The sequence below is a fragment of the Streptomyces panaciradicis genome, from assembly GCF_023516615.1.
Classification (GTDB): domain Bacteria; phylum Actinomycetota; class Actinomycetes; order Streptomycetales; family Streptomycetaceae; genus Streptomyces; species Streptomyces panaciradicis.
The window spans coordinates 1-22358 of record NZ_JAMGBF010000110.1 but is presented as its reverse complement, the minus strand read 5'-3'; the positions used below and the strand labels follow the sequence as shown (position 1 = coordinate 22358).

The 22358-nt window shown below is 73.0% G+C and carries 18 protein-coding genes; 7 read left to right on the top strand and 11 right to left on the bottom strand.

The annotated features are described in order from the left end of the window. Window positions 1-13: 13 nt before the first annotated feature. The 7 genes from M8J74_RS31315 to M8J74_RS31285 form a co-directional block, all read right to left on the bottom strand. Complete coding sequence (locus tag M8J74_RS31315; RefSeq protein ID WP_249839671.1) at window positions 14-649, bottom strand: MBL fold metallo-hydrolase; 636 nt, start codon at window positions 647-649, stop codon at window positions 14-16. Between the two features lie 50 nt (window positions 650-699). Then, window positions 700-2007, bottom strand: coding sequence for a bifunctional 3-oxoadipate enol-lactonase/4-carboxymuconolactone decarboxylase PcaDC (gene pcaDC / locus M8J74_RS31310; protein WP_249839670.1), 1308 nt, complete (start codon window positions 2005-2007; stop codon window positions 700-702). Window positions 2008-2153: 146 nt separating this feature from the next. Then, a complete protein-coding gene (gene narI, locus M8J74_RS31305; protein ID WP_249839669.1) occupies window positions 2154-2921 on the bottom strand; it encodes a respiratory nitrate reductase subunit gamma in 768 nt (255 codons plus the stop codon). After that, window positions 2918-3577, bottom strand: coding sequence for a nitrate reductase molybdenum cofactor assembly chaperone (gene narJ, locus M8J74_RS31300; RefSeq protein ID WP_249839668.1), 660 nt, complete (start codon window positions 3575-3577; stop codon window positions 2918-2920). Before narJ (M8J74_RS31300) ends, narI (M8J74_RS31305) begins: the two co-directional genes overlap by 4 nt. Next, complete coding sequence (narH, locus tag M8J74_RS31295; protein WP_249839667.1) at window positions 3574-5259, bottom strand: nitrate reductase subunit beta; 1686 nt, start codon at window positions 5257-5259, stop codon at window positions 3574-3576. Before narH (M8J74_RS31295) ends, narJ (M8J74_RS31300) begins: the two co-directional genes overlap by 4 nt. Then, window positions 5259-8966 (bottom strand): nitrate reductase subunit alpha, encoded by a 3708-nt coding sequence (locus M8J74_RS31290; protein ID WP_249839666.1) that lies wholly within the window; start codon window positions 8964-8966, stop codon window positions 5259-5261. The genes narH (M8J74_RS31295) and M8J74_RS31290 overlap by 1 nt, the downstream gene beginning before the upstream one ends. A gap of 103 nt (window positions 8967-9069) precedes the next feature. Next, window positions 9070-9546, bottom strand: coding sequence for a hemerythrin domain-containing protein (locus M8J74_RS31285; protein WP_249839665.1), 477 nt, complete (start codon window positions 9544-9546; stop codon window positions 9070-9072). 233 nt (window positions 9547-9779) lie between these two features. Here M8J74_RS31285 and M8J74_RS31280 point away from each other — a divergent pair, with 233 nt between their 5' ends. Further along, a complete protein-coding gene (locus M8J74_RS31280; RefSeq protein ID WP_249839664.1) occupies window positions 9780-10244 on the top strand; it encodes a pyridoxamine 5'-phosphate oxidase family protein in 465 nt (154 codons plus the stop codon). A gap of 55 nt (window positions 10245-10299) precedes the next feature. Here M8J74_RS31280 and M8J74_RS31275 read toward each other — a convergent pair whose 3' ends face one another. The 3 genes from M8J74_RS31275 to M8J74_RS31265 all read right to left on the bottom strand — a co-directional run bounded on the left by M8J74_RS31275 (window position 10300) and on the right by M8J74_RS31265 (window position 12459). Then, the gene (locus tag M8J74_RS31275) at window positions 10300-11526 is read right to left on the bottom strand and encodes a TIGR04053 family radical SAM/SPASM domain-containing protein (protein ID WP_249839663.1); all 1227 of its coding nucleotides are present in this window, start codon (window positions 11524-11526) and stop codon (window positions 10300-10302) included. 259 nt (window positions 11527-11785) lie between these two features. Next, a complete protein-coding gene (locus tag M8J74_RS31270) occupies window positions 11786-12295 on the bottom strand; it encodes a hypothetical protein (RefSeq protein WP_249839662.1) in 510 nt (169 codons plus the stop codon). Between the two features lie 38 nt (window positions 12296-12333). After that, window positions 12334-12459, bottom strand: a complete 126-nt coding sequence (locus M8J74_RS31265) for a DUF2249 domain-containing protein (RefSeq protein WP_283948828.1) — start codon at window positions 12457-12459, stop codon at window positions 12334-12336. A gap of 169 nt (window positions 12460-12628) precedes the next feature. Between M8J74_RS31265 and M8J74_RS31260 the strand changes: the two genes are divergently transcribed. The 6 genes from M8J74_RS31260 to M8J74_RS31235 all read left to right on the top strand — a co-directional run bounded on the left by M8J74_RS31260 (window position 12629) and on the right by M8J74_RS31235 (window position 20769). Beyond that, window positions 12629-16324, top strand: a complete 3696-nt coding sequence (locus tag M8J74_RS31260) for a nitrate reductase subunit alpha (protein WP_249839661.1) — start codon at window positions 12629-12631, stop codon at window positions 16322-16324. Between the two features lies 1 nt (window position 16325). Further along, window positions 16326-17849 (top strand): nitrate reductase subunit beta, encoded by a 1524-nt coding sequence (gene narH / locus M8J74_RS31255; protein WP_249839660.1) that lies wholly within the window; start codon window positions 16326-16328, stop codon window positions 17847-17849. Then, on the top strand, window positions 17846-18637 hold the full coding sequence (gene narJ, locus M8J74_RS31250; protein ID WP_249839659.1) for a nitrate reductase molybdenum cofactor assembly chaperone: 792 nt from the start codon (window positions 17846-17848) through the stop codon (window positions 18635-18637). Before narH (M8J74_RS31255) ends, narJ (M8J74_RS31250) begins: the two co-directional genes overlap by 4 nt. Continuing rightward, window positions 18634-19416 carry a respiratory nitrate reductase subunit gamma gene (gene narI / locus M8J74_RS31245; RefSeq protein WP_249839658.1) on the top strand — a complete coding sequence of 261 codons (783 nt, stop codon included), beginning with the start codon at window positions 18634-18636 and terminating at the stop codon, window positions 19414-19416. The genes narJ (M8J74_RS31250) and narI (M8J74_RS31245) overlap by 4 nt, the downstream gene beginning before the upstream one ends. Next, the gene (locus M8J74_RS31240; protein ID WP_249839657.1) at window positions 19413-20030 is read left to right on the top strand and encodes a vitamin K epoxide reductase family protein; all 618 of its coding nucleotides are present in this window, start codon (window positions 19413-19415) and stop codon (window positions 20028-20030) included. Before narI (M8J74_RS31245) ends, M8J74_RS31240 begins: the two co-directional genes overlap by 4 nt. A 409-nt stretch (window positions 20031-20439) precedes the next feature. Then, a complete protein-coding gene (locus tag M8J74_RS31235; protein ID WP_249839656.1) occupies window positions 20440-20769 on the top strand; it encodes a cupin domain-containing protein in 330 nt (109 codons plus the stop codon). 13 nt (window positions 20770-20782) lie between these two features. Here the strand turns inward: M8J74_RS31235 and M8J74_RS31230 are convergent. After that, a partial coding sequence (locus M8J74_RS31230; protein ID WP_249839655.1) for an SWIM zinc finger family protein occupies window positions 20783-22358 on the bottom strand: 1576 nt, incomplete at its 5' end.

Genomic DNA, 22358 nt, shown 5'->3' with positions numbered 1-22358 from the left:
CCCGCCGCCGGGCTCAGAGGTCCGCCGTGCCGCCCGGTGTGAGCCGCAGGTGCTCCGAGCCGCCCAGGGCCCCGATCTGCCGGTCGTAGATCGGGCGGGCGAGGTCGGTGAGCAGGGCGTCGTGGATGTCGTAGGCGCGCCGCGGCCGGACCTCGCGGACGTAGTCGATGACCTCGGAGATCTTGTTCCAGGGGGCCATCACCGGGAGCATCAGCGTCTCGACGGGGTGGTCGGGGACGGTGAGGGCGTCGCCGGGGTGGAAGACCTTGCCGCCGTCGATCAGGTAGCCGACGTTGGTGATCCGCGGGATGTCCGGGTGGATCACCGCGTGCAGCTCCCCGTGGACCTGGACGTCGAAGCCGGCGGCGGTGAAGGTGTCGCCGTGGCCGACGGTGTGCACGCGGCCGGGGAAGGCGGCCGCGATCTGCCCGGCGACGGAGGCCAGCGTCCAGATCTCGGTGGCCGGGTCGGCCTCCATGGCCGCCCGCAGCCGCCCCTCGTCGAAGTGGTCGGGGTGCTCGTGCGTGACGAGGATGGCGTCCGCGCCGAGCGCGGCGTCCTGCTCGCTGAATCCCCCGGGGTCGAGGACGAGCGTGCGCCCGTCCTTCTCGAGGCGCACGCACGAGTGCGACTTCTTGGTGAGCTTCATGGGTCCATCCTGCCGTCGTGGCCGCCCGCCGGCCCAGCCGGGCCCGCGGGTCACTCCTCGGGCGTGGTCTCCTCCCGGATGACCTGCTGCGCCACCTTGAAGGCGCTGCCCGCCGCCGGTACGCCGCAGTAGACGGCCGCCTGCAGCAGCACCTCCTTGATCTCCAGCGGGGTGAGGCCGTTGCGCAGGGCGGCCCGGACGTGGACGGCGAGATCGTCGAGGTGGCCGCCCGCGACGAGGGCGGCGAGGGTGACACAGCTGCGCGAGCGCCGGTCGAGGCCGGGCCGGTTCCATATCTCGCCCCACGCGTATCTGGTGAGGAGTTCCTGGAAGTCCCCGGAGAACGCGTCGGCCTCGGCCAGCGTCCGGTCGACGTGCGCGTCGCCGAGCACCTCGCGGCGGATCTTGATGCCGGTGTCGTAGAGGTCGGAGCGGCCGGTCTCCGGCGCGGGGGCGGCGGCCGGTGCGATCTCGGCGATGGGCGCGGGCTGCCGGGGCTGCGGCCGGTCCGCGAGGGCGGGCTTGACGGGGGCCGCCGGGATCGCGATCTGGCCGGTGGAGGACTCGACGTAGCCGGGCTGCCAGGCGGTGGAGAAGTGCCGGACGAGCAGGTCGGTGACGGCGCCGGGCTGCTCGACCGGCACCAGGTGGGAGGCGCCCGGCACGACGGCGAGGCGGGCGTCCGGGATGCCCGCGACCAGGGTGCGGGCCTCGGCGGGCCCGGTGACCTGGTCGTCGGAGCCGACCAGGACGAGGGTCGGCACCCCGACCCGGCCCAGTTCGGCGCGCACGTCGAACGACGCCAGCGCCTCGCAGGCGGCGATGTAGCAGCCGGGGTCCGTGGTGCGCACCATCTGCACGGCCCAGTCGGTGATCGCGGGCTGCGTCGCCGCGAACCCGTCGGTGAACCAGCGGTCGGGGGACGTCCGCGCGATGGGGTCGAGCCCGTTGGTACGCACGATCACCCCACGCTGGCGGAACTCGTCCGCCGTGCCGAAGCGCGGCGAGGCCGCGATCACCGCGAGCGAGGCGAGCCGTTCGGGGTGGCGCAGGGCGAGCTCCAGGCCGAGGCCGGCGCCGAGCGCGCAGCCCGCGTAGCCGAAGCGCTGCACCCCGAGCCGGTCCAGGGTGGCCAGCAGCCGCTGGGTGAGCTCGGTGACCGATCCGGCCGGGTACGCGGGTGCGCCGCCGTGTCCCGGCAGGTCGAAGCGGAAGACCCGCCACTGCCTGGTCAGCTCCGGCACCTGGCGGTCCCACATGTGCCAGGTGGTGCCCAGGGAGGGACCGAGGATCAGGACGGGGGCCTCTTCCGGCCCGTCGAAGCGGTATTGCAGGGTGTTGGACGAACTCTCACTCACCCGACTCACGCTCCCACATCTCACTGTGCCCCTCTGACGCAGGTCGTGAGAATGCGGGTGGGATCGGGTGAAGGCCTGGGGAGGAGCATGGCGCCGCGGGCGGCGGACGATCTCCGTCGGCGACGGCGCGACCTCCCGCGGGGCGGTCAGCCGACGCGTTCCCAGCCGCGGCGTGGCGGGCGGGCGCCGAGCCGCTCGTCGCGGCTGCGGTAGACGATGTAGGGGCGGGTGAGGTAGCCGAGCGGCGCGGTGAGCATGTGCACGAGGCGGGTGAAGGGCCAGGCGGCGAAGAGCAGCATGGCGCTGATCGCGTGCAGCTGGAACAGGACGGGGGCGCCGGTCATCCGGTCGGGGTCGGGCCGCAGGGAGAAGACGCCGCGGAACCACAGGGAGATGGTCTCGCGGTAGTCGTATCCGCCGCCGACGAGGTTCGCGGCCACGGTGGCGGACAGGCCGAGCACGATGGTCGCGGTCAGCAGGACGTACATGGCCTTGTCGTTGCGGGTGGTGGCGGAGAAGACGGGGCCGACGGTACGGCGGCGGTAGACGAGGATCGCCAGTCCGCCGAGCGTGCACACGCCCGCGATCGTGCCCAGGACGACGGCCGAGGCGTGGTAGGCGTCCTCGCCGATGCCCGCCGCCTCCGTCCAGCTCTTGGGGACGACCAGGCCGCCGATGTGGCCCAGCAGCACGACGAGGATGCCGAAGTGGAACAGCGGGCTGCCGATGCGCAGCAGGCGCCGTTCGTACAGCTGGGAGGAGCGGGTGGTCCAGCCGAACTTGTCGTAGCGGTAGCGCCAGACGTGGCCGAGGACGAACACGGCGAGGGCGACGTAGGGCAGGGCGACCCACAGCAGGACGGCGCCGGCGCCGGTGCCGGCCGCGAGCGTGAGGGGCGGTGCGGGCGTGGTCATCGGGGGCCCCTCACGGTGGGGTCGGGCAGGAGTACGGGGGTGGCGTACGGGTCGAGGCCGACCTGTTCGTCGGGCGGGCCGGCCGCGGCGAGGCGCAGGACGGCCTCGCGTTCGTCGCCGGCGAGAGCGGGCAGGGTGGCCGAGACGGAGTCGAGCACAGAGGCCCAGGGCGAGCCGTCGTCGGTGAGGGCCAGACGCAGCAGTTCCAGGCCGGCCCGGTGCTCGGTGAGCAGGCGGACTCCGGCGTCCGGTTCGGTCGCGGCGAACTCCAGGACGACGGCGAGGTGGTCGGGCAGTTCGTCGTCGCTCAGCCGCCAGCCGGCTGCGGCGTAGGCCTGTTTCAGGCGCAGCAGGGCCGGGCCGCGCTTCCGGGTGTCGCCGTGGGTGTAGTAGGTGAGGTAGAGGCAGCAGCGTTTGCGGTGGTCGAAGGTGGCCACGTAGGCGGTGGCCAGGTCGTCGGGGGCGGTCCGCCCGGCGACGGCGGTGAAGGCCAGCAGGGGCCGGGCGACCGGCTGCGGCAGACCGGCGGCGACCCGGACGGCGAGGTCGAGGTGCCGGGCGAAGTGTGCGTCGGGGTAGCCGAGCAGAAGGGACTGCGTCTGCCAGGCGTGCGGGTGCCAGGGCTCGCCGCGGGAGCCGCGCGATGTCTTCCTCATGGCTGTGGCTCGGCCTCCTCTCCGGGGCCGGCGGCGGGCGGGGGCGGGAACAGGCCGGGCGGGGAGCTCTTGCCGTCCCAGTTGAGGAGGTTGACCCGGGTGGCCTTGTCCACGGGGGCCGCGGGGGTCTCCGCGGTCTGCCGCTCGCGCAGGGCCCGGTAGTTCTCCACCGCGATCGGCGCGGCGCCTCCGGAGGTCTCGCCGAAGGGGCCGGAGCCGCCCATGCCGGGGCCGCCCTCGTGGTCGAGGCTGCACTCGGTGGCCAACTCCTCCAGGCGGTGGGCCTGTTCGGCGTGGGCCGGGGGGATGACGTAGCGCTCGTCGTACTTGGCGAGGGCCAGCAGCCGGTACATGTCGTACATCTGCTCCTCGCTCATGCCGACCGCCTCGGGGATGGCGGCGTCGGGTTCGCGGCCGAGGTTGATGTCGCGCATGTAGGAGCGCATGGCGGCCAGGCGGCGCAGCACCGCGTCCACCGGGCCGGGGTCGCCGGCGGTGAAGAGCTGGGCAAGGTAGTCGACGGGGATGCGCAGGGCGTCGACGGCGGCGAAGAGGGTGGTGTGGTCCTCGGCGTCGTGGCCGGTGTCACGGACGGCGTCCACGACCGGGGACAGCGGCGGGATGTACCAGACCATGGGCAGGGTGCGGTACTCCGGGTGCAGCGGCAGGGCGACCTTGTAGGTGTCGATCAGGGCGTGGACCGGGGAGCGCCGGGCGGCCTCGATCCAGTCCCGGGGGATGCCCGCCCGCTCCGCGGCACGGACGACGTCCGGGTCGGCGGGGTCGAGGAGCACGCCGCGCTGGGCTTGGTAGAGGTCCTTCTCGTCGGGCGTGGAGGCGGCCTCGAGCACCCTGTCGGCGTCGTACAGGACGAGTCCGATGTAGCGCAACCGGCCGACGCAGGTCTCGGAGCACACGGTGGGCAGGCCGACCTCGACGCGCGGGAAGCAGAAGGTGCACTTCTCGGCCTTGCCGGTGCGGTGGTTGAAGTAGACCTTCTTGTACGGGCATCCCGTCACGCACATCCGCCAGCCCCGGCAGCGGTCCTGGTCGACCAGGACGATGCCGTCCTCGGTGCGCTTGTAGATGGCGCCCGAGGGGCAGGACGCGGCGCACGAGGGGTTGAGGCAGTGCTCGCAGATGCGCGGCAGGTAGAACATGAAGCTCTGCTCGAACTCCAGCTTGATCTTCTCGGAGATCTCGCCGAGCAGAACGTCCTTCTCGCCCGTCGCGGCCGATCCGCCGAGGTCGTCGTCCCAGTTCGCCGACCAGGAGATCTTCATGTCCTTGCCGGAGATCAGGGACTTGGGCCGGGCGACGGGGGTGTGCTCCTGCGCCGGGGCGTTGGTCAGGGTCTCGTAGTCGTACGTCCACGGCTCGTAGTAGTCGTCGAGGGTGGGCAGCACCGGGTTGGAGAAGATCTGGATGAGCTTCTTGAACCGGCCGCCCGCCTTCAGGGCGAGGCGTCCCTTCTTGTTGAGTTCCCAGCCGCCCTTCCAGGTGTCCTGGTCCTCGTAGCGGCGGGGGTAGCCCTGGCCGGGGCGGGTCTCGACGTTGTTGAACCACACGTACTCGACGCCGGTGCGGTTGGTCCACGCCTGTTTGCAGGTGACGGAACAGGTGTGGCAGCCGATGCACTTGTCGAGGTTCATCACCATCGCCATCTGGGCCATCACGCGCATCAGTAGGTCACCTCCTGGTTCGCGCGGCGCCGGATGACCGTGACCTCGTCGCGCTGGTTGCCCGTCGGACCCAGGTAGTTGAAGGCGTACGACAACTGGGCGTAGCCGCCGATGAGATGGGTGGGTTTGATCAGCAGGCGGGTCAGGGAGTTGTGGATGCCGCCGCGCCGGCCGGTGGTCTCGGTGCGGGGCACGTCGATCAGGCGGTCCTGGGCGTGGTGCATGTAGACGGTGCCCTCCGGCATGCGGTGCGAGACGATCGCGCGAGCGGCGACGACGCCGTTGCGGTTGACGGCCTCGACCCAGTCGTTGTCTTTCACGCCCACCTTGGCGGCGTCCTGGGTGCTCATCCAGATCGTCGGGCCGCCGCGGGAGAGGGACAGCATGAACAGGTTGTCCTGGTACTCGGAGTGGATGGACCACTTGTTGTGCGGGGTGAGGTAGCGGACCGTCAGGCCGAGTTCGCCGCTCTCCCCCACCTGCGGTTCGCCGAAGAGGGCGTGCATGTCCAACGGCGGCCGGTAGACGGGGAGTTGTTCGCCCAGGGCGGCCATCCAGTCGTGGTCGAGGTAGAAGTGCTGGCGGCCGGTGAGGGTGTGCCAGGGCTTGAGGCGTTCGACGTTGACGGTGAACGGGGAGTAGCGGCGGCCGCCGGTCTCCGAGCCGGACCATTCGGGGCTGGTGATGACCGGGACGGGGGCGGCCTGGGTGTCGGCGAAGGTGATCCGCCTGCCCTCGTGCTCGGCGGCCAGGTCGGCCAACTGCCGTCCGGTGCGGGCTTCCAGGGTGTGGAAGCCCTGGGTCGCCAGGTGGCCGTTGGTGGTGCCGGACAGGGCGAGGACGGCCTCGCAGGCGTCCACGTCCCGGGTGAGCGAGGGACGGCCGTCGACGGGGCCGCCGCGGACGACGCCGTTCTTGTGCCGCAGGTACTGCAGTTCCTTGTCGAGGTGGAAGGTGACGCCCTTGGTGGTGGCGCCGAGGGAGTCCAGCAGGGGGCCGAGGGCGCCCATCTTGTCGGCGATCGCGCCGTAGTCGCGTTCGACGGTGACGAGCCGGGGCATGGTGCGGCCGGGTTCGGGCTCGCACTCGCCGGCCTTCCAGTCGCGGACCCGGCCGCGGGGATTGGCCAGTTCGTCGGGGGTGTCGTGCAGCAGTGGCGCGGCCACCACGTCCATGCGCACGCCGAGGTGTCCGGCGGCCTGGCGGCTGAACTCGCGGGCGAGGGTGTGGAAGGCGTCCCAGTCGGTGCGGGTCTGCCAGGGCGGGGCGATGGCCGGGTTGAAGGCGTGCACGAAGGGATGCATGTCCGTGCTGGACAGGTCGTGTTTCTCGTACCAGGTGGCGGCCGGCAGCACGACGTCGGAGAAGACGGTCGTGCTGGTCATCCGGAAGTCCAGGGTCAGCAGCAGGTCGAGCTTTCCGGCGGGGGCCTCCTCCCGCCAGACCACGTCCTTCGGGCGGGCGTGCGGCGGGGCCTCGGCGGCGCGCACCGAGGAGTCCGTGCCCAGCAGGTGCTTGAGGAAGTACTCGTTGCCCTTCGCGGAGGAGCCGAGCAGGTTGGCCCGCCAGACCGTGAGCACCCGCGGGAAGTTCTCGGGGGCGTCCGGGTCCTCGCCCGCGAACCCCAGCCGGCCCGCCCTCAGTTCGGCCACCACGTGCTCCGCGGCCGTGCGCCCGGCCGCCGCGGCCTCGTCGGCGAGGTCGAGGGGGTTGCGGTCGAAGGTCGGGTACGACGGCATCCATCCCATGCGCGCGGAGGCGGCGATGACGTCCGCGGTGGTCCGGCCGGCGAACGGGCCGCCGGAGCCGGGCGCGGCGAGGGTGTCGGCGGAGAAGGGGTCGTAACGGAACTGGTCGGCGTGCAGGTACCAGTAGGCGGTCTGGATCATCTGCCGGGCCGGGCGGTTCCAGTCGGCCGCGGTCGCGATCGCCGAGTAGCCGGTGAGCGGGCGGACCTTCTCCTGGCCGACGTAGTGGGCCCAGCCGCCGCCGTTGACGCCCTGGCAGCCGGTGAGTGTGGTCAGCGTCAGGAAGGCGCGGTAGATGGTGTCGGAGTGGAACCAGTGGTTCGTCCCCGCCCCCATGACGATCATGGAACGGCCGCCGGACTCCTCGGCGTTGGCCGCGAACTCCCGGGCGATCCGGGCCGCCTTGCCGGCGTCCACCCCGGTGACGGCGGCCTGCCAGGCGGGGGTGTACGGCTCGCTCGCGTCGTCGTAACCGGTGGGCCAGCGGCCGGGCAGTCCGGCGCGGGCCACGCCGTACTGGGCGAGCAGCAGGTCGTAGACGGTGGTCACCAGGCGGCCGGCCACGCGCCGCACCGGCACGCCGCGGCGCAGCCGGTCCGCTCCGCCGTCGGTGTCGAAGCGGGGCAGCTCCAGCGGCACCGGTTCCTCGCCGCCGCCCTCGGCGGACAGCAGCGGGTCGACGTCTCCGAGATCCAGGTTCCACCGTCCGGCGCCCGACTCGCCGTAGCGGTCGCCGAGGGTGCCGTTGGGCACGACGGGCCGCCCGGTCGCGCCGTCCAGCAGCACGGTGCGGAACTCGGCGTGTTCCGCCGCGGCGTGCTCGCCGCCCAGGTCGGCCGCCGTCAGGAACTTGCCCGGCGTGTACGTGCCGTCCTCGCGTTCCTCGACGGTGACCAGGAAGGGCAGGTCCGTGTACCGCTTGACGTAGTCGGTGAAGTAACCGGTGGGCCGGTCGACGAAGAATTCCTTGAGGAGGACGTGGCCCATCGCCATCGCCAGCGCCCCGTCGGTGCCGGGCCTGGCCGCGAGCCACTCGTCGGCGAACTTGACGTTGTCGGCGTAGTCCGGGGAGACCGCCACCACCTTCTGGCCGCGGTAGCGGGCCTCGGCCATCCAGTGCGCGTCCGGGGTGCGGGTGACGGGCAGGTTCGAGCCCCACATGATCAGGTAGCCGGCGTCCCACCAGTCCCCCGACTCCGGTACGTCCGTCTGGTCGCCGAAGACCTGCGGCGAGGCCACCGGAAGGTCGGCGTACCAGTCGTAGAACGACAGCATCACCCCGCCGAGCAGCGAGTAGAACCGGGCGCCCGCCGCGTGGGAGACCATCGACATCGCCGGGATCGGCGAGAAGCCGGCCAGCCGGTCGGGGCCGTACTCCTTGATCGTGTGCACGTGCGCGGCGGCCACCAGCTCCACCGCCTCGTCCCAGCTCGCCCGCACCAGACCGCCCTTGCCGCGCGCCTGCTTGTAGCGGCGGGCGCGTTCCGGATCGGAGACGATCTCCGCCCAGGCCGCCACCGGGTCGCCCAGGCGGGCCTTGGCCTCGCGGTACATCCGCAGCAGCACACCGCGGACATACGGGTAGCGCACCCGGGTCGGCGAGTAGGTGTACCAGGAGAACGCCGCTCCGCGCGGGCAGCCGCGCGGCTCGTACTCGGGGCGGTCCGGGCCGACCGAGGGGTAGTCGGTCTGCTGCGCCTCCCAGGTGATGATGCCGTCCTTGACGTACACCTTCCACGAGCAGGAGCCGGTGCAGTTCACGCCGTGGGTGGAGCGCACCACCTTGTCGTGCGACCAGCGGTCCCGGTAGAACGCGTCCGCCTGGCGGCCGCCGCTGCGGTGCAGGGTGCGCAGGTCCTCGGAGATCTCCGCCCGGGTGAAGAACCGGCGTGAGCGCACCAGCGCGTCCGTCAGCTCGCCGTCCAGGCCCGCCCGTGTCCGGCTGGTTTCCGTGCCCACCGTGCCGCTCCGCCCCGGGCGTCGAGGCCCGTACGAGTCGTGATCGAGTCCGGCCTTTCACGACTCTACGACCGCCGCCCCCGCGAAGGTCAACAGCCGGGGGTCAGGCGGCGCGTCCGCGCAGGGCGCCACCCGCCCGGGCGCGCACCTCCTCCACCGCTTCCCATTCCTCGGTGCCCAAGGTCGCGAGCGCGGCCGGGAAGACGCCGTCCTGCTCCTTCAGGATGTGGTCGCGCAGCACCGCCATCGCCGCCATCAGCCGATCGGGCCAGGACGGGTCGGAGGGTGTGACACCGTCGGCGCACTCGGCCAGCACCGCTTCGACGTGGCGGTGCTCGGCCTCCAGGGCGGCGATCTGCTCCGGGAAGTCCGGGGCCAGCGCGGGGAACAGCCCGTGTTCCTCGACCCGCGTGTGGGGGCCGAGGACGGTGCTGATCCGCCGGGCGACCTCGGCCATCCGTGCCTCGTCGGCTTCCCGGTGGGCGCTGCGCAGGTGGCTGATCAGGCGGACGACCTCGTCGTGCTCACGGGTCAGCTCGTCGATGGACGCCAGGGACTGGCAGCCGCAGTACTCGCACACCGGTGTCTCTCCTCGCTCCTGTGCCGGGACGGGCGCGCCGCAGACGGGCGCTCCCACCACGGTGCGTCCCCGCGTCCGCCGACGGCAGGGGCCATCGGTCCCCGGCCGAGGACGGAGGTCCCGCCCGCCGCACCAGGGCGTGTTTCGCGTCGCCCGGCAGACGGGACTTCCGAAACACGCCCTGGGGCCGGTCGGCCCTACCCCGCCCGTACACTCCCACGGACGATGGACTGATGTTCCAGACAGACAGCTTCCGCACACTCGACCGACAGGAGAGTCTGCGCCTGCTGGCCGAGGTGCCGGTCGGCCGCGTCGTGTACACCCGTCAGGCGCTGCCCGCGGTCCTGCCCATCAACTTCTCCCTCGACGAGGACGACGCCGTCCTCGTGTACACCTCGCCGGCCTCCGACCTGGTGCGGGCCATCGACGGCGTCGTGGTCGCGTTCGAGGCGGACGAGTTCGACGCGCTCACCCGGTCGGGCTGGAGCGTGGTCGTCACCGGGCGGGCCACCGTGGTGACCGACCCCGCCGAGCACGAGCGGCTGTCCCGCTCCGGCCCCATCTCCTGGATGCCCCCGCGGGACGGGGTCTTCGTCCGGATCGAGGCCGAGATGATCACCGGCCGGGAGGTCAACGGAGCCGTGGGAGTGGCGGCGAAGGAGAGTGCCGTGCCGCGCCCCGCCGGGACCGGCGCCTGAACCGCGTGCCGGCCCGACCGAACCTGATCACAGCAGGGCTTGCGGTACGGGGTCCTCACTCCCTGGAGCCGCGGTGCGGGCGGCTGTCACCTCTGTTCAGCAGTGCGGCCAGTTCCCGCTGGTGAGGGAAGGAGCCGGGCCGGTAGCCGCACCACGGCTCCTCGGCGAAAGGGTCGCCGGTGACGCCGTACGCCCGTGACCGCGAGCCGCCGCAGACCTCGCGGAACTCGCAGGCTCCGCACCGGCCTTGGAGCATGCCGGGTGAGCGCAGGGCGGTGAACAGCGGGGAGGTGCGGTAGACCGACGTCAGCGGCGAGGTGCGCACGTTCCCCGCGCTCAGCGGCAGGAAGCCGCTGGGGTGCACGTCACCGGTGTGGGAGACGAAGACGAAGCCGCGGCCGGCGTTGACGTCCAGCGGCGGCCGCCGCACCCGGCGCACCGTGCCGTCCAGGCCCGACTCGGCCGCGCGCTCGCGCAGTTCGCGGTACAGCGGGCCGAGGCCGAGGACCGCGACATGGTCCTCGCCGCGGTCCGCGAGGATGCGGCGCTGCAGCGCGACGCGGCGGAAGTGGTGGGCCTCGGTGGTCTTGGCGGGCACGGTCAGGCCCACGTCGTGGACGAAGTGGAGCACGTCCTCGGTCTCGGCCGCGGTCAGTGCGCCGAGGTCGCGGCCGCGGCCGGTGGGCACCAGGAAGAAGGCGCTCCACAGCATCGCCCCGTGGTCGGCGACCAGTCGGACGATGTCGGGCAGGTCGTGCAGGTTGTGCCGGGCGACCGTGGTGTTGATCTGCACCTTCATGCCGAGGGAGCGGGCGGTGTCCCAGGCGTCCAGGGTCCAGCGGTAGACGCCGGGCACCCCGCGGAAGGTGTCGTGCACCTCGGCGGTGGAACCGTCCAGGCTGAGCGAGAGCCCGGACGCGCCCGCGGCGTGCACGGCGCGCAGCCGCTCCTCGGTGAGCGTGGGGGTGCCGGAGGGCGAGACGGCGACCCGGACCCCGATCCGCCTGCCGTGGGCGATGAGTTCGGTGAGGTCGGGGCGCTGGAAGGGGTCTCCGCCGGTGATGACGAACAGCGGGGCGGGCTGCCCGAAGTCGGCGACCTGGCGCAGCAGGTCCTCGGCCTCGGCGGTGTCCAGTTCGCGGGGGTCACGGCCGGGTACGGCCTCGGCCCGGCAGTGCAGACAGGCCAGCGGGCAGGCCCGGGTGGACTCCCAGATGACGATGAACGGGCGTTCCGCCGCGTCGTGCCGCTGGCGGCGCACGGCCCGTACGGCGGTGCTCATCTGCCCGCCCTCCCCCGTGTGCCGGGGCTGTGTCCGGCCGCCCTGGAGTCAGGGCAGACGAGGCGGGCGGCCGGACGGTGACCGGCTCGGACCGTGCGCGGCGCCTGTGCCGGGGGACGGCGACGGAAACGGCCCCACAGGCGCGGATTGCGGTGGTGCACGGGATACCTCCGGGTCGGTCGCTGATCATCATGCGGAGCGGGAAGGGCGCGGCGCGGCGGCCGACCGGTCCCCGCCGGAGGGCCGACGGTCCCTTGACCTACGGCCGGTCAGGGCGGCGGAGCTGTGCTTCCAGGCCGGTGGCGGTGGCCACGAGGGCCGCTCCGGTGCCGGTCAGCAGGGCGCCGAGGCCCATGACGAGGGTGGTGAGGTGCCAGGCCTGGCAGGCGGACAGCAGCGAGCCGCGCAGGGTCTCGCCCATGAACGCGGTCTGCCGCAGCCGGACGAGCGTGTCGTCCTCGCCGCCGCCGGCGTGGAGTTCGTCGGTGATCTCCGCGTAGGTCCGGCCGCCGGTCGCCCGGGCGAGATGGTCCTTGATGAGGTCGGCGTAGGCATGGGCCTCGATCCCGGTGCGCACCTGGCAGCCGGTGAAGCGGGCCAGGTGGGCGGGGAGTCCGTGGTCCGGGAAGGAGATGCGCTGCGCGGTCAGTTCGGCCCGTATCTCCTTGCGGCCGCTGCGCCCGCGCAGCAGCATGACGGGCCCGGCGGCGGACAGGGCGATGCCGACCAGGCCGATCAGGGCACGGGTGGGGCGGGGCGCGGCCTTCATGAGGGGTCTTCCTTCGTACGCGGGGCGGTGAACGGGTGTCAGCGGTGGCCGAGCCGGAGCCGCCAGGTCTCCGGGCCTCGCTCCAGGTACTCCACCGCGAAGACGCCGGGGTACCGGTCAGCGATCTGGGCGAGCAGCGGAAACGGGCCGTGCGGCGCGGCCAGCCCCGTGCTCAGAATGCAACGCCGGGCTCACCCGCCTCGCCCGCCGACCGGTCCCCGCACCGGGGCCATTGGGCCCTGGCCCCACCGCCGGAACGGGGCCGAAAGGCTGTCCGGGCAGGACCGCCGGCCCCAGGCGCACCAGGGGACGCGCCACCTAGCGTTCCGGTCCATGGAGAACGATCAAAACGCTCGGCGGGAACAGCCGCGCGGCGAGCAGGGCTGGCCGCTCGCGGCCCGGCGGTTGCTGACGCGGCGTGAGGTCTCGGCCGACGGCCGGGCCGTGTTCGGTGAGAACGACGGCAAGTGGGAGGGCTTCTACCGGGACCGGTGGGCGCACGACAAGGTGGTGCGCTCCACGCACGGCGTGAACTGCACGGGCTCCTGCTCGTGGATGGTGTACGTCAAGGACGGCATCATCACCTGGGAGCACCAGGCCACCGACTATCCGTCGATCGGCGCGGACTGCCCGGAGTACGAGCCGCGCGGCTGCCCCCGGGGCGCGTCGTTCTCCTGGTACACGTACTCGCCCAGCCGGGTGCGCTACCCGTATGTGCGCGGTGCGCTGCTGAAGCTGTGGCGCGAGGCGCGCGGGCGCCTCGGCGACCCGGTGGCCGCGTGGGCGGAGATCACCTCCGACCCGGCGAAGGCCCGCGCCTACAAGCGGGCTCGCGGCAAGGGGGGCCTGGTGCGCGCCGACTGGGACGAGGTGGCCGAGCTGGTGGCCGCCGCGCAGGTGCACACCGTCAAGGAGTACGGGCCCGACCGCGTCGCCGGTTTCTCGCCGATCCCGGCGATGTCGATGGCGTCGTTCGCCGCGGGCGCCCGCTTCATGTCTCTGATCGGCGGCACCCTGCTGTCGTTCTACGACTGGTACGCCGACCTGCCGATCGCCTCGCCGCAGGTGTTCGGTGACCAGACGGACGTGCCCGAGGCGGCCGACTGGTGGAACGCCGGGTATCTGATCATGTGGGGCTCCAACATCCCCGTCACGCGCACGCCCGACGCGCACTTCCTGACCGAGACCCGCTACAACGGCACCAAGGTCGTCGCGGTGAGCCCGGACTACGCCGACAACGTCAAGCACGCCGACGAATGGCTCGCCCCGCATCCCGGCACGGACGGGGCGCTGGCCATGGCGATGGGGCACGTGATCCTGCGCGAGTTCCTGGTCGACCGTGAAGTGCCGTACTTCCGGGACTACTTGAGGTCGTTCACGGACGCGCCGTTCCTGGTGACCCTGCGGGAGAGCGAACACGGCATGGTCCCGGACGGGTTCCTGACCGCGGCCGACCTCGGGCACGACACGGAGCACGCGGAGTCCAAGACCGTGCTCCTCGACACGGCCACCGGCGAACCGGTGGTACCCAACGGCTCGCTCGGCTTCCGCTGGGGGGAGGCCGAGCGGGGCCGCTGGAACCTGGAACTCGGTGACGTGGTGCCCGAGTTGAGCCTGCTGGAGTCGGCCGAGGACACCGTGGGGATCGCGCTGCCGCGCTTCGACGAGGGCCCCACCGAGGGCGGTTCGGTGATGGTGCGCGGGGTGCCGGTCCGCACGGTCGGCGGCCGGCTGGTGACCACCGTCTTCGACCTGATGCTCGCCCAGTACGGCGTCCACCGCCCCGGCCTGCCGGGCAGCTGGCCCGCCTCCTACGAGGACGCCTCGCAGCCGTACACCCCGGCCTGGCAGGAGACCGTCACCTCGGTGCCCGCCGAGCAGGCCGCCCGTATCGCCCGGGAGTTCGCCCGCAACGCGGAGCGCACCCAGGGCCGTTCGATGATCGCGATGGGGGCCGGGACCAACCACTGGTTCCACTCCGACACCATCTACCGCGCGTTTCTTGCGCTGACGACGATGACCGGCTGCCAGGGCGTCAACGGCGGCGGCTGGGCGCACTACGTCGGCCAGGAGAAGGTCCGTCCCGTCACCGGGCTGCAGCATCTGGCGTTCGCCTTCGACTGGCAGCGGCCCACCCGGCACATGGCGGGCACCTCGTACTGGTACCTGAACACCGACCAGTGGCGCTACGAGGCCTTCGGACCCGAGGAGTTGGCCTCGCCGCTCGGCGCGGGACGCTTCAAGGGCAAGGCGTTCGCCGACACCCTCGCGCAGGCGGTGCGGCTGGGCTGGACACCGGGCCACCCCGGTTTCGACCGCAACCCGCTGGACCTGGCCGACGAGGCCGCGGCGCAGGGCCGGCCGGTCGCCGAGCACGTCGTCGACGAACTCAAGTCAGGACGGCTGAGGTTCGCGGTGGAGGACCCGGACGACCCGGCCAACTTCCCGCGGGTGCTGACGGTGTGGCGGGCCAACCTGCTGGGCTCCTCCGGCAAGGGCAACGAGTACTTCCTGCGGCACCTGCTGGGCACGGACGCGGCCGTCCGCTCCGCCGAGACCCCGCCCGAGCACCGGCCGCGGGAGGTGGTCTGGCACGACGAGGCACCCGAGGGCAAGCTCGACCTGCTGGTCGCGATGGACTTCCGGATGACGTCCACCGGCCTGCTCGCCGACGTCGTCCTGCCGGCCGCGACCTGGTACGAGAAGGACGACCTGTCGTCGACGGACATGCACCCCTTCGTGCACGCCTTCACCCCGGCCATCGCACCGCCCTGGCAGGCGCGCACCGACTACGACACCTTCCTGACGATCGCGGACAGGTTCAGCGAGCTGGCCGTCGACCACCTGGGCACGCGCACCGACGTCATGGCGGTGCCGCTGCAGCACGACACCCCCGACGAACTCGCCCAGCCCGGCGGCGTGGTGCGGGACTGGAAGGCCGGCGAGTGCGAGCCCGTCCCGGGCCGGACCATGCCCAAGCTCGTCACCGTCGAACGCGACTACACGGCCGTGGCGCAGAAGATGCGGGCGGTCGGCCCGCTCCTCGACACGCTCGGCACGACCACCAAGGGCGTCACCGTCCACCCCGACCGGGAGATCGAGGACCTGCGCCACCGCAACGGCACCGTCCGCGACGGCGTGGCCGCCGGCCGCCCGTCCCTGGCCACCGCCACCGACATGTGCGAGGCCATCCTCGCCCTGTCCGGCACCACCAACGGACGTCTGGCCACGGAGGGCTTCCGGCGACTGCAGGAGCAGACCGGCAGCGAGGGCCTGGTGGAACTGTCCGCCGAGCGGGAGGCGGAACGGATCACGTTCGCCGACACCCGCACCCAGCCCCGGGCGGTCATCACCTCCTACGAGTGGTCGGGTTCGGAGACCGGCGGACGGCGCTACTCGCCGTTCGTCATCAACACCGAGCACCGCAAGCCCTGGCACACCCTCACCGGCCGCCAGCACTTCTTCGTCAGCCACGACTGGATGACCGAGCTCGGCGAGCAACTTCCGGTGTACCGGCCGCCGTTGAACGCCCCGAGGCACTACGGGGACGAGCAGCTGCGGGACGGACGCGCGGAGGTGACGGTGCGTTACCTCACCCCGCACTCGAAGTGGTCCATCCACTCCAACTACCAGGACAACAAGTACATGCTCGACCTGTCCCGCGGCGGCCCCACGATCTGGATGTCGACAGCCGACGCCGAGAAGATCGGCGTCAAGGACAACGAGTGGATCGAGGCCTACAACCGCAACGGCGTCGTCGCCGCCCGGGCCGTGGTCACCCACCGGATGCCCGAGGGAACGGTGTACATGTACCACGCCCAGGACCGCACCGTGAACGTGCCGAAGACCGAGGTCAGCGGCAAGCGGGGCGGCATCCACAACTCCCTCACGAGGCTGCTGCTCAAGCCCACCCATCTCGCGGGCGGCTACGCGCAGTTCACCTACGCCTTCAACTACTACGGCCCGACCGGAAACCAGCGCGACGAGGTCACGGTCATCCGCCGTCGCTCGCAGGACGTGGAGTACTGACATGCGCGTGTTGGCCCAAGTGGCGATGGTGATGAACCTCGACAAGTGCATCGGCTGCCACACCTGTTCCGTCACCTGCAAGCAGACGTGGAGCAACCGCACCGGCGTGGAGTACGCCTGGTTCAACAACGTCGAGACCAAGCCCGGAGTCGGCTACCCGCGCCGCTACGAGGACCAGCAGCGCTGGAAGGGCGGCTGGATGCTCGACAAGCGGGGCCGGCTGGTGCTGCGCTCCGGCGGCCGGGTCAAGCGGCTGCTGTCGCTGTTCGCCAACCCCGACCTGCCGTCCATCGAGGACTACTACGAGCCGGTCACCTACGACTACGACAACCTCGTCGGCGCCCCGGCCGGGCCGGACATCCCGGTCGCCCGCCCCCGGTCCGTGCTCACCGGCCGCCCCACCGCCATCACCTGGGGCGCCAACTGGGAGGACGGCCTGGGCGGCGCCCCGGAACACGCCGGCGGCGACCCGAACCTCTCCGGTGAGTGGGCGCGGAAGGTGAAGTTCGAGTTCGAGCAGACCTTCCTCTTCCACCTGCCCCGGCTGTGCGAGCACTGCCTCAACCCCGCCTGCGTCTCGGCCTGTCCGTCCGGCGCGATGTACAAGCGCACCGAGGACGGCATCGTCCTGGTCGACCAGGACCGCTGCCGGGGCTGGCGGATGTGCGTCACGGCATGCCCGTACAAGAAGGTGTACGTCAACCACGCCACCGGCAAGGCCGAGAAGTGCACGTTCTGCTTCCCGCGCATCGAGGCCGGCCAGCCGACCGTCTGCTCGGAGACCTGCGTCGGCCGGCTGCGCTACCTCGGACTGCTCCTGTACGACGCCGACCGCGTCGGCGAGGCCGCGGCCACCGCGGACGAACAGGACCTGCTGGACGCCCAGCGCGGGGTCTTCCTCGACCCGAACGACCCCGAAGTCGCCGCCGCGGCACGGGAGTCGGGCATCCCGGAGGACTGGCTGGCGGCCGCCCGCCGCTCCCCCGTGTACGACCTGGTCTGCCGATACAAGGTGGCGCTGCCGCTGCACCCGGAGTACCGCACCCTGCCCATGGTCTGGTACGTGCCGCCGCTGTCACCGGTGCTGGACGCCGTCACCGGCGCGGGCGGCGACCAGAACGACCCCGACCATGTCTTCGCCGCCGTCACCCGGCTGCGCATCCCGCTGGAGTACCTGGCGGAGCTGTTCACCGCGGGCGACACGGACGTGGTGGCCGGCGTGCTGATGAAACTCACCGCGCTCCGCTCCCACATGCGCTCGAGCACGCTCGGCGAGGAGGCCGACGAGTCGGCGCTGGCGGCCGTCGGGCTCACCGCGGGCGAGGCCGAGGACCTGCACCGGCTGCTCGCCGTCGCCAAGTACGCCGACCGCTACGTCGTGCCGGCCGCGCACAAGGAGGACGCGGCCGCGCTGAGCGCCATCGAGAACCGCTGCCCGGTGGAGACCACCGGCGACCCGCAGCCCCGCAAGGTGATGCTCGGCATCCCCACCCTGCGCCGGGCGTCCGACGGAGGACGAGCATGAGCCCCCTGCCGACGACCATTCCCGCACTCGTGCGCACCCGCGTCCGGGCCGCCGTCCGCCGCCCGTCCCGGCTCACGCCCGAGGAGACCGCCGGCCGGGCGCTGACCCTGCGGCTGGTGTCGCTGCTGCTGCAGTACCCGGACGAGGAACTGACCGATGCGCGGGCCGAGTTGACGACCGTGGTGGCGGCACTGCCGGACACCCCGGCGGCGCAGCGGCTGACGCGGTTCGCCGGCTGGTTCGCCGCGCAGGAGCCCGAGGCGCTGCAACGGCACTACGTCGAGATGTTCGACCTGCGCCGCAAGAGCAGCCTCTACCTCACCTACTACCTGCACGGCGACACCCGGCGCCGCGGCATGGCGCTGCTCACCCTCAACCAGCGCTACCGCGCCGCCGGCTGGGACACCGACGGGGGCGAGCTGCCCGACCACCTCCCGGTCGTCCTGGAGTTCGCCGCCCTGGCGGGCCCGGGCGGGGGCGAGGCGCCGCTGCGCCAGCACCGGCGCGGCCTGGAGCTGATCCACCGGGCGCTGACCGACGCCGACTCGCCCTACCGGCACGTCCTCGCCGCGCTGCTCACCCTGCTGCCGCCGCCCACCGACGCCGACCGGGCCGCGGTGGCCCGGCTGGCCGCCGAGGGGCCGCCCAACGAGGACGTCGGACTCGATCCCTACGGCACCTACGGGGACGGCGAGTTCGCGCCTCCGGGCGCGTTCGTGCCGCCGCCGCCCGCCCCGCCGACCCGGGTACCGCCCGCCCCGACCAGCCGTACGGAAGGCCCCCGATGAACGCCCCGCTGACCCTGTCGGCCACCGCCACGGCGAGCAGCACCGACCTGCTGCTGTGGACCGCCTTCCCCTACATCTGCCTCGCGGTGTTCGTGGTGGGGCACGTCTGGCGCTACCGCCAGGACCAGTTCGGCTGGACCTCGCGCACCAGTCAGCTCCTCGAGCACCGCTGGCTGCGCTGGGGCAGCCCGCTGTTCCACCTCGGCGCCTTCGCCGTGATCGCCGGACACGTCGTCGGCCTGGCCGTCCCCGCCACCTGGACGGAGGCGGCCGGGATCAGCGAACACGCCTACCACACCGCGGCCGTGGCGCTGGGTTCGGTCGCCGGGGTCGCCATGGTCACGGGCCTGGGCATGCTGTGCGCCCGCCGCCTGCTCGCCCGCCGGATCCGCCTGACCACCGACCGCAGCGACAAGCTGCTCTTCCCCCTCCTCTCCCTCACGGTCCTGCTGGGCTTCAGCGCCACCGCCGTGCACAACGTCTTCGGCGGCGGCTACGACTACCGGGAGACCGTCTCCGTCTGGTTCCGCGGCGTCTTCACCCTGCACCCGCAGCCCGAGGCGATCTCCGGGGCGCCGCTGCTGTTCCAGCTGCACGCCCTGAGCGCCTGCCTGCTCTTCGCGGCCTGGCCGTTCACCCGGCTCGTGCACGTGTGGAGCGCGCCGGTCGGCTATCTCGTGCGGCCCTACCTGGTCTACCGGCGGCGGGCCGGCACACCGCCCGTACCGAAGCCGGCCGTCGGGGCGGGCTCCTCGTCCGGCTCGCGCCGCGCGGCATGAGCGGCGCCCCCGCACCCCTCCCGCCCACGCGTGCGGTGGGCGCCGGACGCCGCACCGGTCTGGTCATGCTCGTGGCCGGGGTCGTCGGCTGGTTCGCCTCCTTCCAGCTCACGGTGGACGACTGGCGGCTGCTGAAGGACCCGGGCTACCGGCCGCCGTGCAACATCAGTCCCGTCGTGAGCTGCGGCAGCGTCATGTCCAGTGCCCAGGGCAGTCTCTTCGGGTTTCCCAACATGCTGCTCGGGCTGGGCGCGTTCGCGGCCGTGACCGCGCTGGGCGTGGCCGTGCTGGCCGGGGCCCGCCTGCACCCCCGGCTGTGGCTGGCGCTGGACGCCGGGGCGCTGGCGGCAGTGGTCTTCGTGCACTGGCTGATGGGCCAGTCCCTGTACGAGCTGAACAAGCTCTGCCCCTACTGCGCCGCGGTCTGGGCCGTCACCATCGCCCTGTTCTGGTACCTGACCCTGCACTGCCTGGAACGAGGCATCCTGCGCGCGCCACGCGGTGTGGTCACGGTCCTGCGGGACACCCACGGGCTGCTGCTGGCGGGCTGGTACGGGGTGATCGTGATGCTGGTCCTCACCCGTTTCTGGTCCTACTGGAGCGGCCTGCTCTGAACGGCGGGCCGTGCGGCGCGGCGCTGTCGCGGACCTCCCGCAACGCGGGATGGCGCTGCCGAATGCGGCGCTCGAGCCGCTGGTGCAGGGTGAGCCAGGAGGCGGGGCAGCCGTGGCAGGCGCCGTGCGGGGGGCCGGCCGCCTCCCCGGCACGGGAGGCGGCCGGCGGTGACCGGGACGGCGGGCCGCCGCTCCCCTCCGCGGCCGTCAGGCATGGAGAACACTCGGCGCACGGGTGACAGCGACCTTCGGCGGCTCCCGCCGTCCGGTTCCGGGAAGAAGCATCGCCGACCCGCAAGCGCGGCACACGGGCCGAACAGCCCCCATCGCAGGGGCTGTTGGTCCTGTGCGGTGCCGCCGCCCGCACCCACGGTGGCCGCAGCCGCGCCTCGCGCGGACACTGGTCACCATGCAGAAACTGTCACTGGACGCACTCGCCCGCGAGCACCTCGAACGCGCCACGGCCGCCGCCACCGGCCGCAGCGCCACCACCGTGTACGGCGGGCACGAACACGTCCTCCGCCAGACCGTGCTCGCCCTGACCGCCGGCACCGAGCTGGCCGAGCACGAGAGCCCCGGGGAAGCGACCCTGCTGGTCCTGCGCGGCCGGGTCCGCCTCATCAGCGGCGACACGTCCTGGGACGGCCGGACCGGCGACCTCATCGCCCTCCCCCCGGCCCGCCACAGCCTGCGGGCGGACGAGGACGCCGTCGTCCTGCTCACCGTGGCCAAGGCCTGACGGCACGGCACCGTCAGAGGTCGTTCGGCGCGCCCAGACCGGTGAGCGCCCCCACCGGGTCGAGGTCCGGCGTGCCGCGCGGCCACCAGTCGTCGTGGCCCGGTTCGGACTCGTAGGCGTACCAGAGGCCGTCACGGCCGAGGCGGAGCTGGACGTGGCCGCGGGGGTGGGTGAGGTGGTTGTGCCAGGGACGGAAGGCCGGAAGGTCCGCGGCGAGGAGCAGCGGACGCGCACGGTCGAAGCGGCCGGCCGGCGGGTCCCAGGGCTCCTCCAGGACGGCGAGCCCCTCCGGACCGCCCTGTCGCCAGGCGGCGACGGCCCGCGCGAGCTCGGCCGGGGTGCGGCCGGACGCGGCGGCCAGCGAGGCGTACAGGGACCGGGTGGCCGCGGTGAGGCCGGAACCGGGGCGGGCGGCGGCGACCCGGACGGCGTCCTGCCACAGCGTCAGCTCGGCCACGGGGTCACGGCCGGTGCTGAGCAGGGCGTGCGCACGGGCCGCGGCGTCGGTCGCCAGCTGGTCCAGCGCGAACGGGTCGGGGCCGCCCGGCGCCGCCGGGTAGACAGGAGGCTGCCCGGGGTGCGCGGGCACGGGCAGCGGCGGCGGCAGGGCCGGGAGCCGGCCTTCGGCCAGGACGGCGTCGGCGGCGCGGACGCCGGGGAGCTGCGCCGGTTCCCGCTCCTGGGCGGCGCGGGCCGCCCGGGCCGCGTTCAGCCGCGACAGGGCGTCGAGCAGTTCGCGTTCACCGCGGCCGCGCAGCAGAAGCAGGACGAAGGGGTCGGCGTCGAGCAGCCGGGCCGTCTGGTAGCACAGGGCGGCGGCGTGTTTGCAGGGGTGCCCGCGGTCGGGGCAGCTGCAGTGCGGGTCGAGGTCGCGCGGCCCCGGCAGCAGCGGCACCCCGCAGTCGGCCAGCGTGTGCGGCAGCTCCTTGTCGAGCAGCGCGGCGATGTGCCCGGGCCGCTCGACGGCGGCGTCCAGGAAACGCCGCCAGTCGTCGTCCTCCAGCGTGCGCAGCCGCACCTGCACCCGGTACGGGCGCGGACGGCTGCCCTGCACGTACGCCAGCACCAGCCCCGGTGTGACGGTGATGGCGTCCACGTGTCCCTGCTCGGCGTAACTCCTGCCCCGGGCCAGTCTCTTGGCGTCGAGCGCGCCCTCCTCCAGGGCCGTGACCCACGCGTTCCCCCACCAGGTCCGCGCGAACGTCCCGGCGTCCGGGGGCGGCAGAGCGGCGAACGTGCGCCGCAACTCGCCGTCGCGCGAGGGGGCGGCCATGGAGAGGGCCGGCGCCGGAAGGGACGGCTCGGCGGACGCGTCGCCGCCGGAACCGGCGCCTCCCGGAGACAGCCCGTCCGGACCGCGCACCTCGTCGGGGTCCGCGCGCCGAGCGCCCGCGGCGGCCGGGCCTCCCTCGCCGGCCGGGGCGTCGAGCGTGGCCCCGTCCTCCTGCGGGTCCTCGTCGGCAGGCATGCGGAAGGCCCCGGCGAGCAACTCCCGCACGGCACGCGCCTGGACACCCGGAGACCGCCCGACCGCGCCACCCGTCGGCGCCCCGGCCGTCCGCTCGGCGCGGCGCGGCCCCCACGCGGGG

Bases quoted from the DNA above. Each gene is read 5' to 3' on its own strand.
- M8J74_RS31315 (WP_249839671.1), bottom strand. From the start codon at position 649: ATGAAGCTCACCAAGAAGTCGCACTCGTGCGTGCGCCTCGAGAAGGAC.
- narI (WP_249839669.1), bottom strand. From the start codon at position 2,921: ATGACCACGCCCGCACCGCCCCTCACGCTCGCGGCCGGCACCGGCGCC.
- narJ (WP_249839668.1), bottom strand. From the start codon at position 3,577: ATGAGGAAGACATCGCGCGGCTCCCGCGGCGAGCCCTGGCACCCGCAC.
- narH (WP_249839667.1), bottom strand. From the start codon at position 5,259: ATGCGCGTGATGGCCCAGATGGCGATGGTGATGAACCTCGACAAGTGC.
- M8J74_RS31280 (WP_249839664.1), top strand. From the start codon at position 9,780: ATGTTCCAGACAGACAGCTTCCGCACACTCGACCGACAGGAGAGTCTG.
- M8J74_RS31275 (WP_249839663.1), bottom strand. From the start codon at position 11,526: ATGAGCACCGCCGTACGGGCCGTGCGCCGCCAGCGGCACGACGCGGCG.
- M8J74_RS31270 (WP_249839662.1), bottom strand. From the start codon at position 12,295: ATGAAGGCCGCGCCCCGCCCCACCCGTGCCCTGATCGGCCTGGTCGGC.
- M8J74_RS31260 (WP_249839661.1), top strand. From the start codon at position 12,629: ATGGAGAACGATCAAAACGCTCGGCGGGAACAGCCGCGCGGCGAGCAG.
- narH (WP_249839660.1), top strand. From the start codon at position 16,326: ATGCGCGTGTTGGCCCAAGTGGCGATGGTGATGAACCTCGACAAGTGC.
- narJ (WP_249839659.1), top strand. From the start codon at position 17,846: ATGAGCCCCCTGCCGACGACCATTCCCGCACTCGTGCGCACCCGCGTC.
- narI (WP_249839658.1), top strand. From the start codon at position 18,634: ATGAACGCCCCGCTGACCCTGTCGGCCACCGCCACGGCGAGCAGCACC.
- M8J74_RS31240 (WP_249839657.1), top strand. From the start codon at position 19,413: ATGAGCGGCGCCCCCGCACCCCTCCCGCCCACGCGTGCGGTGGGCGCC.
- M8J74_RS31235 (WP_249839656.1), top strand. From the start codon at position 20,440: ATGCAGAAACTGTCACTGGACGCACTCGCCCGCGAGCACCTCGAACGC.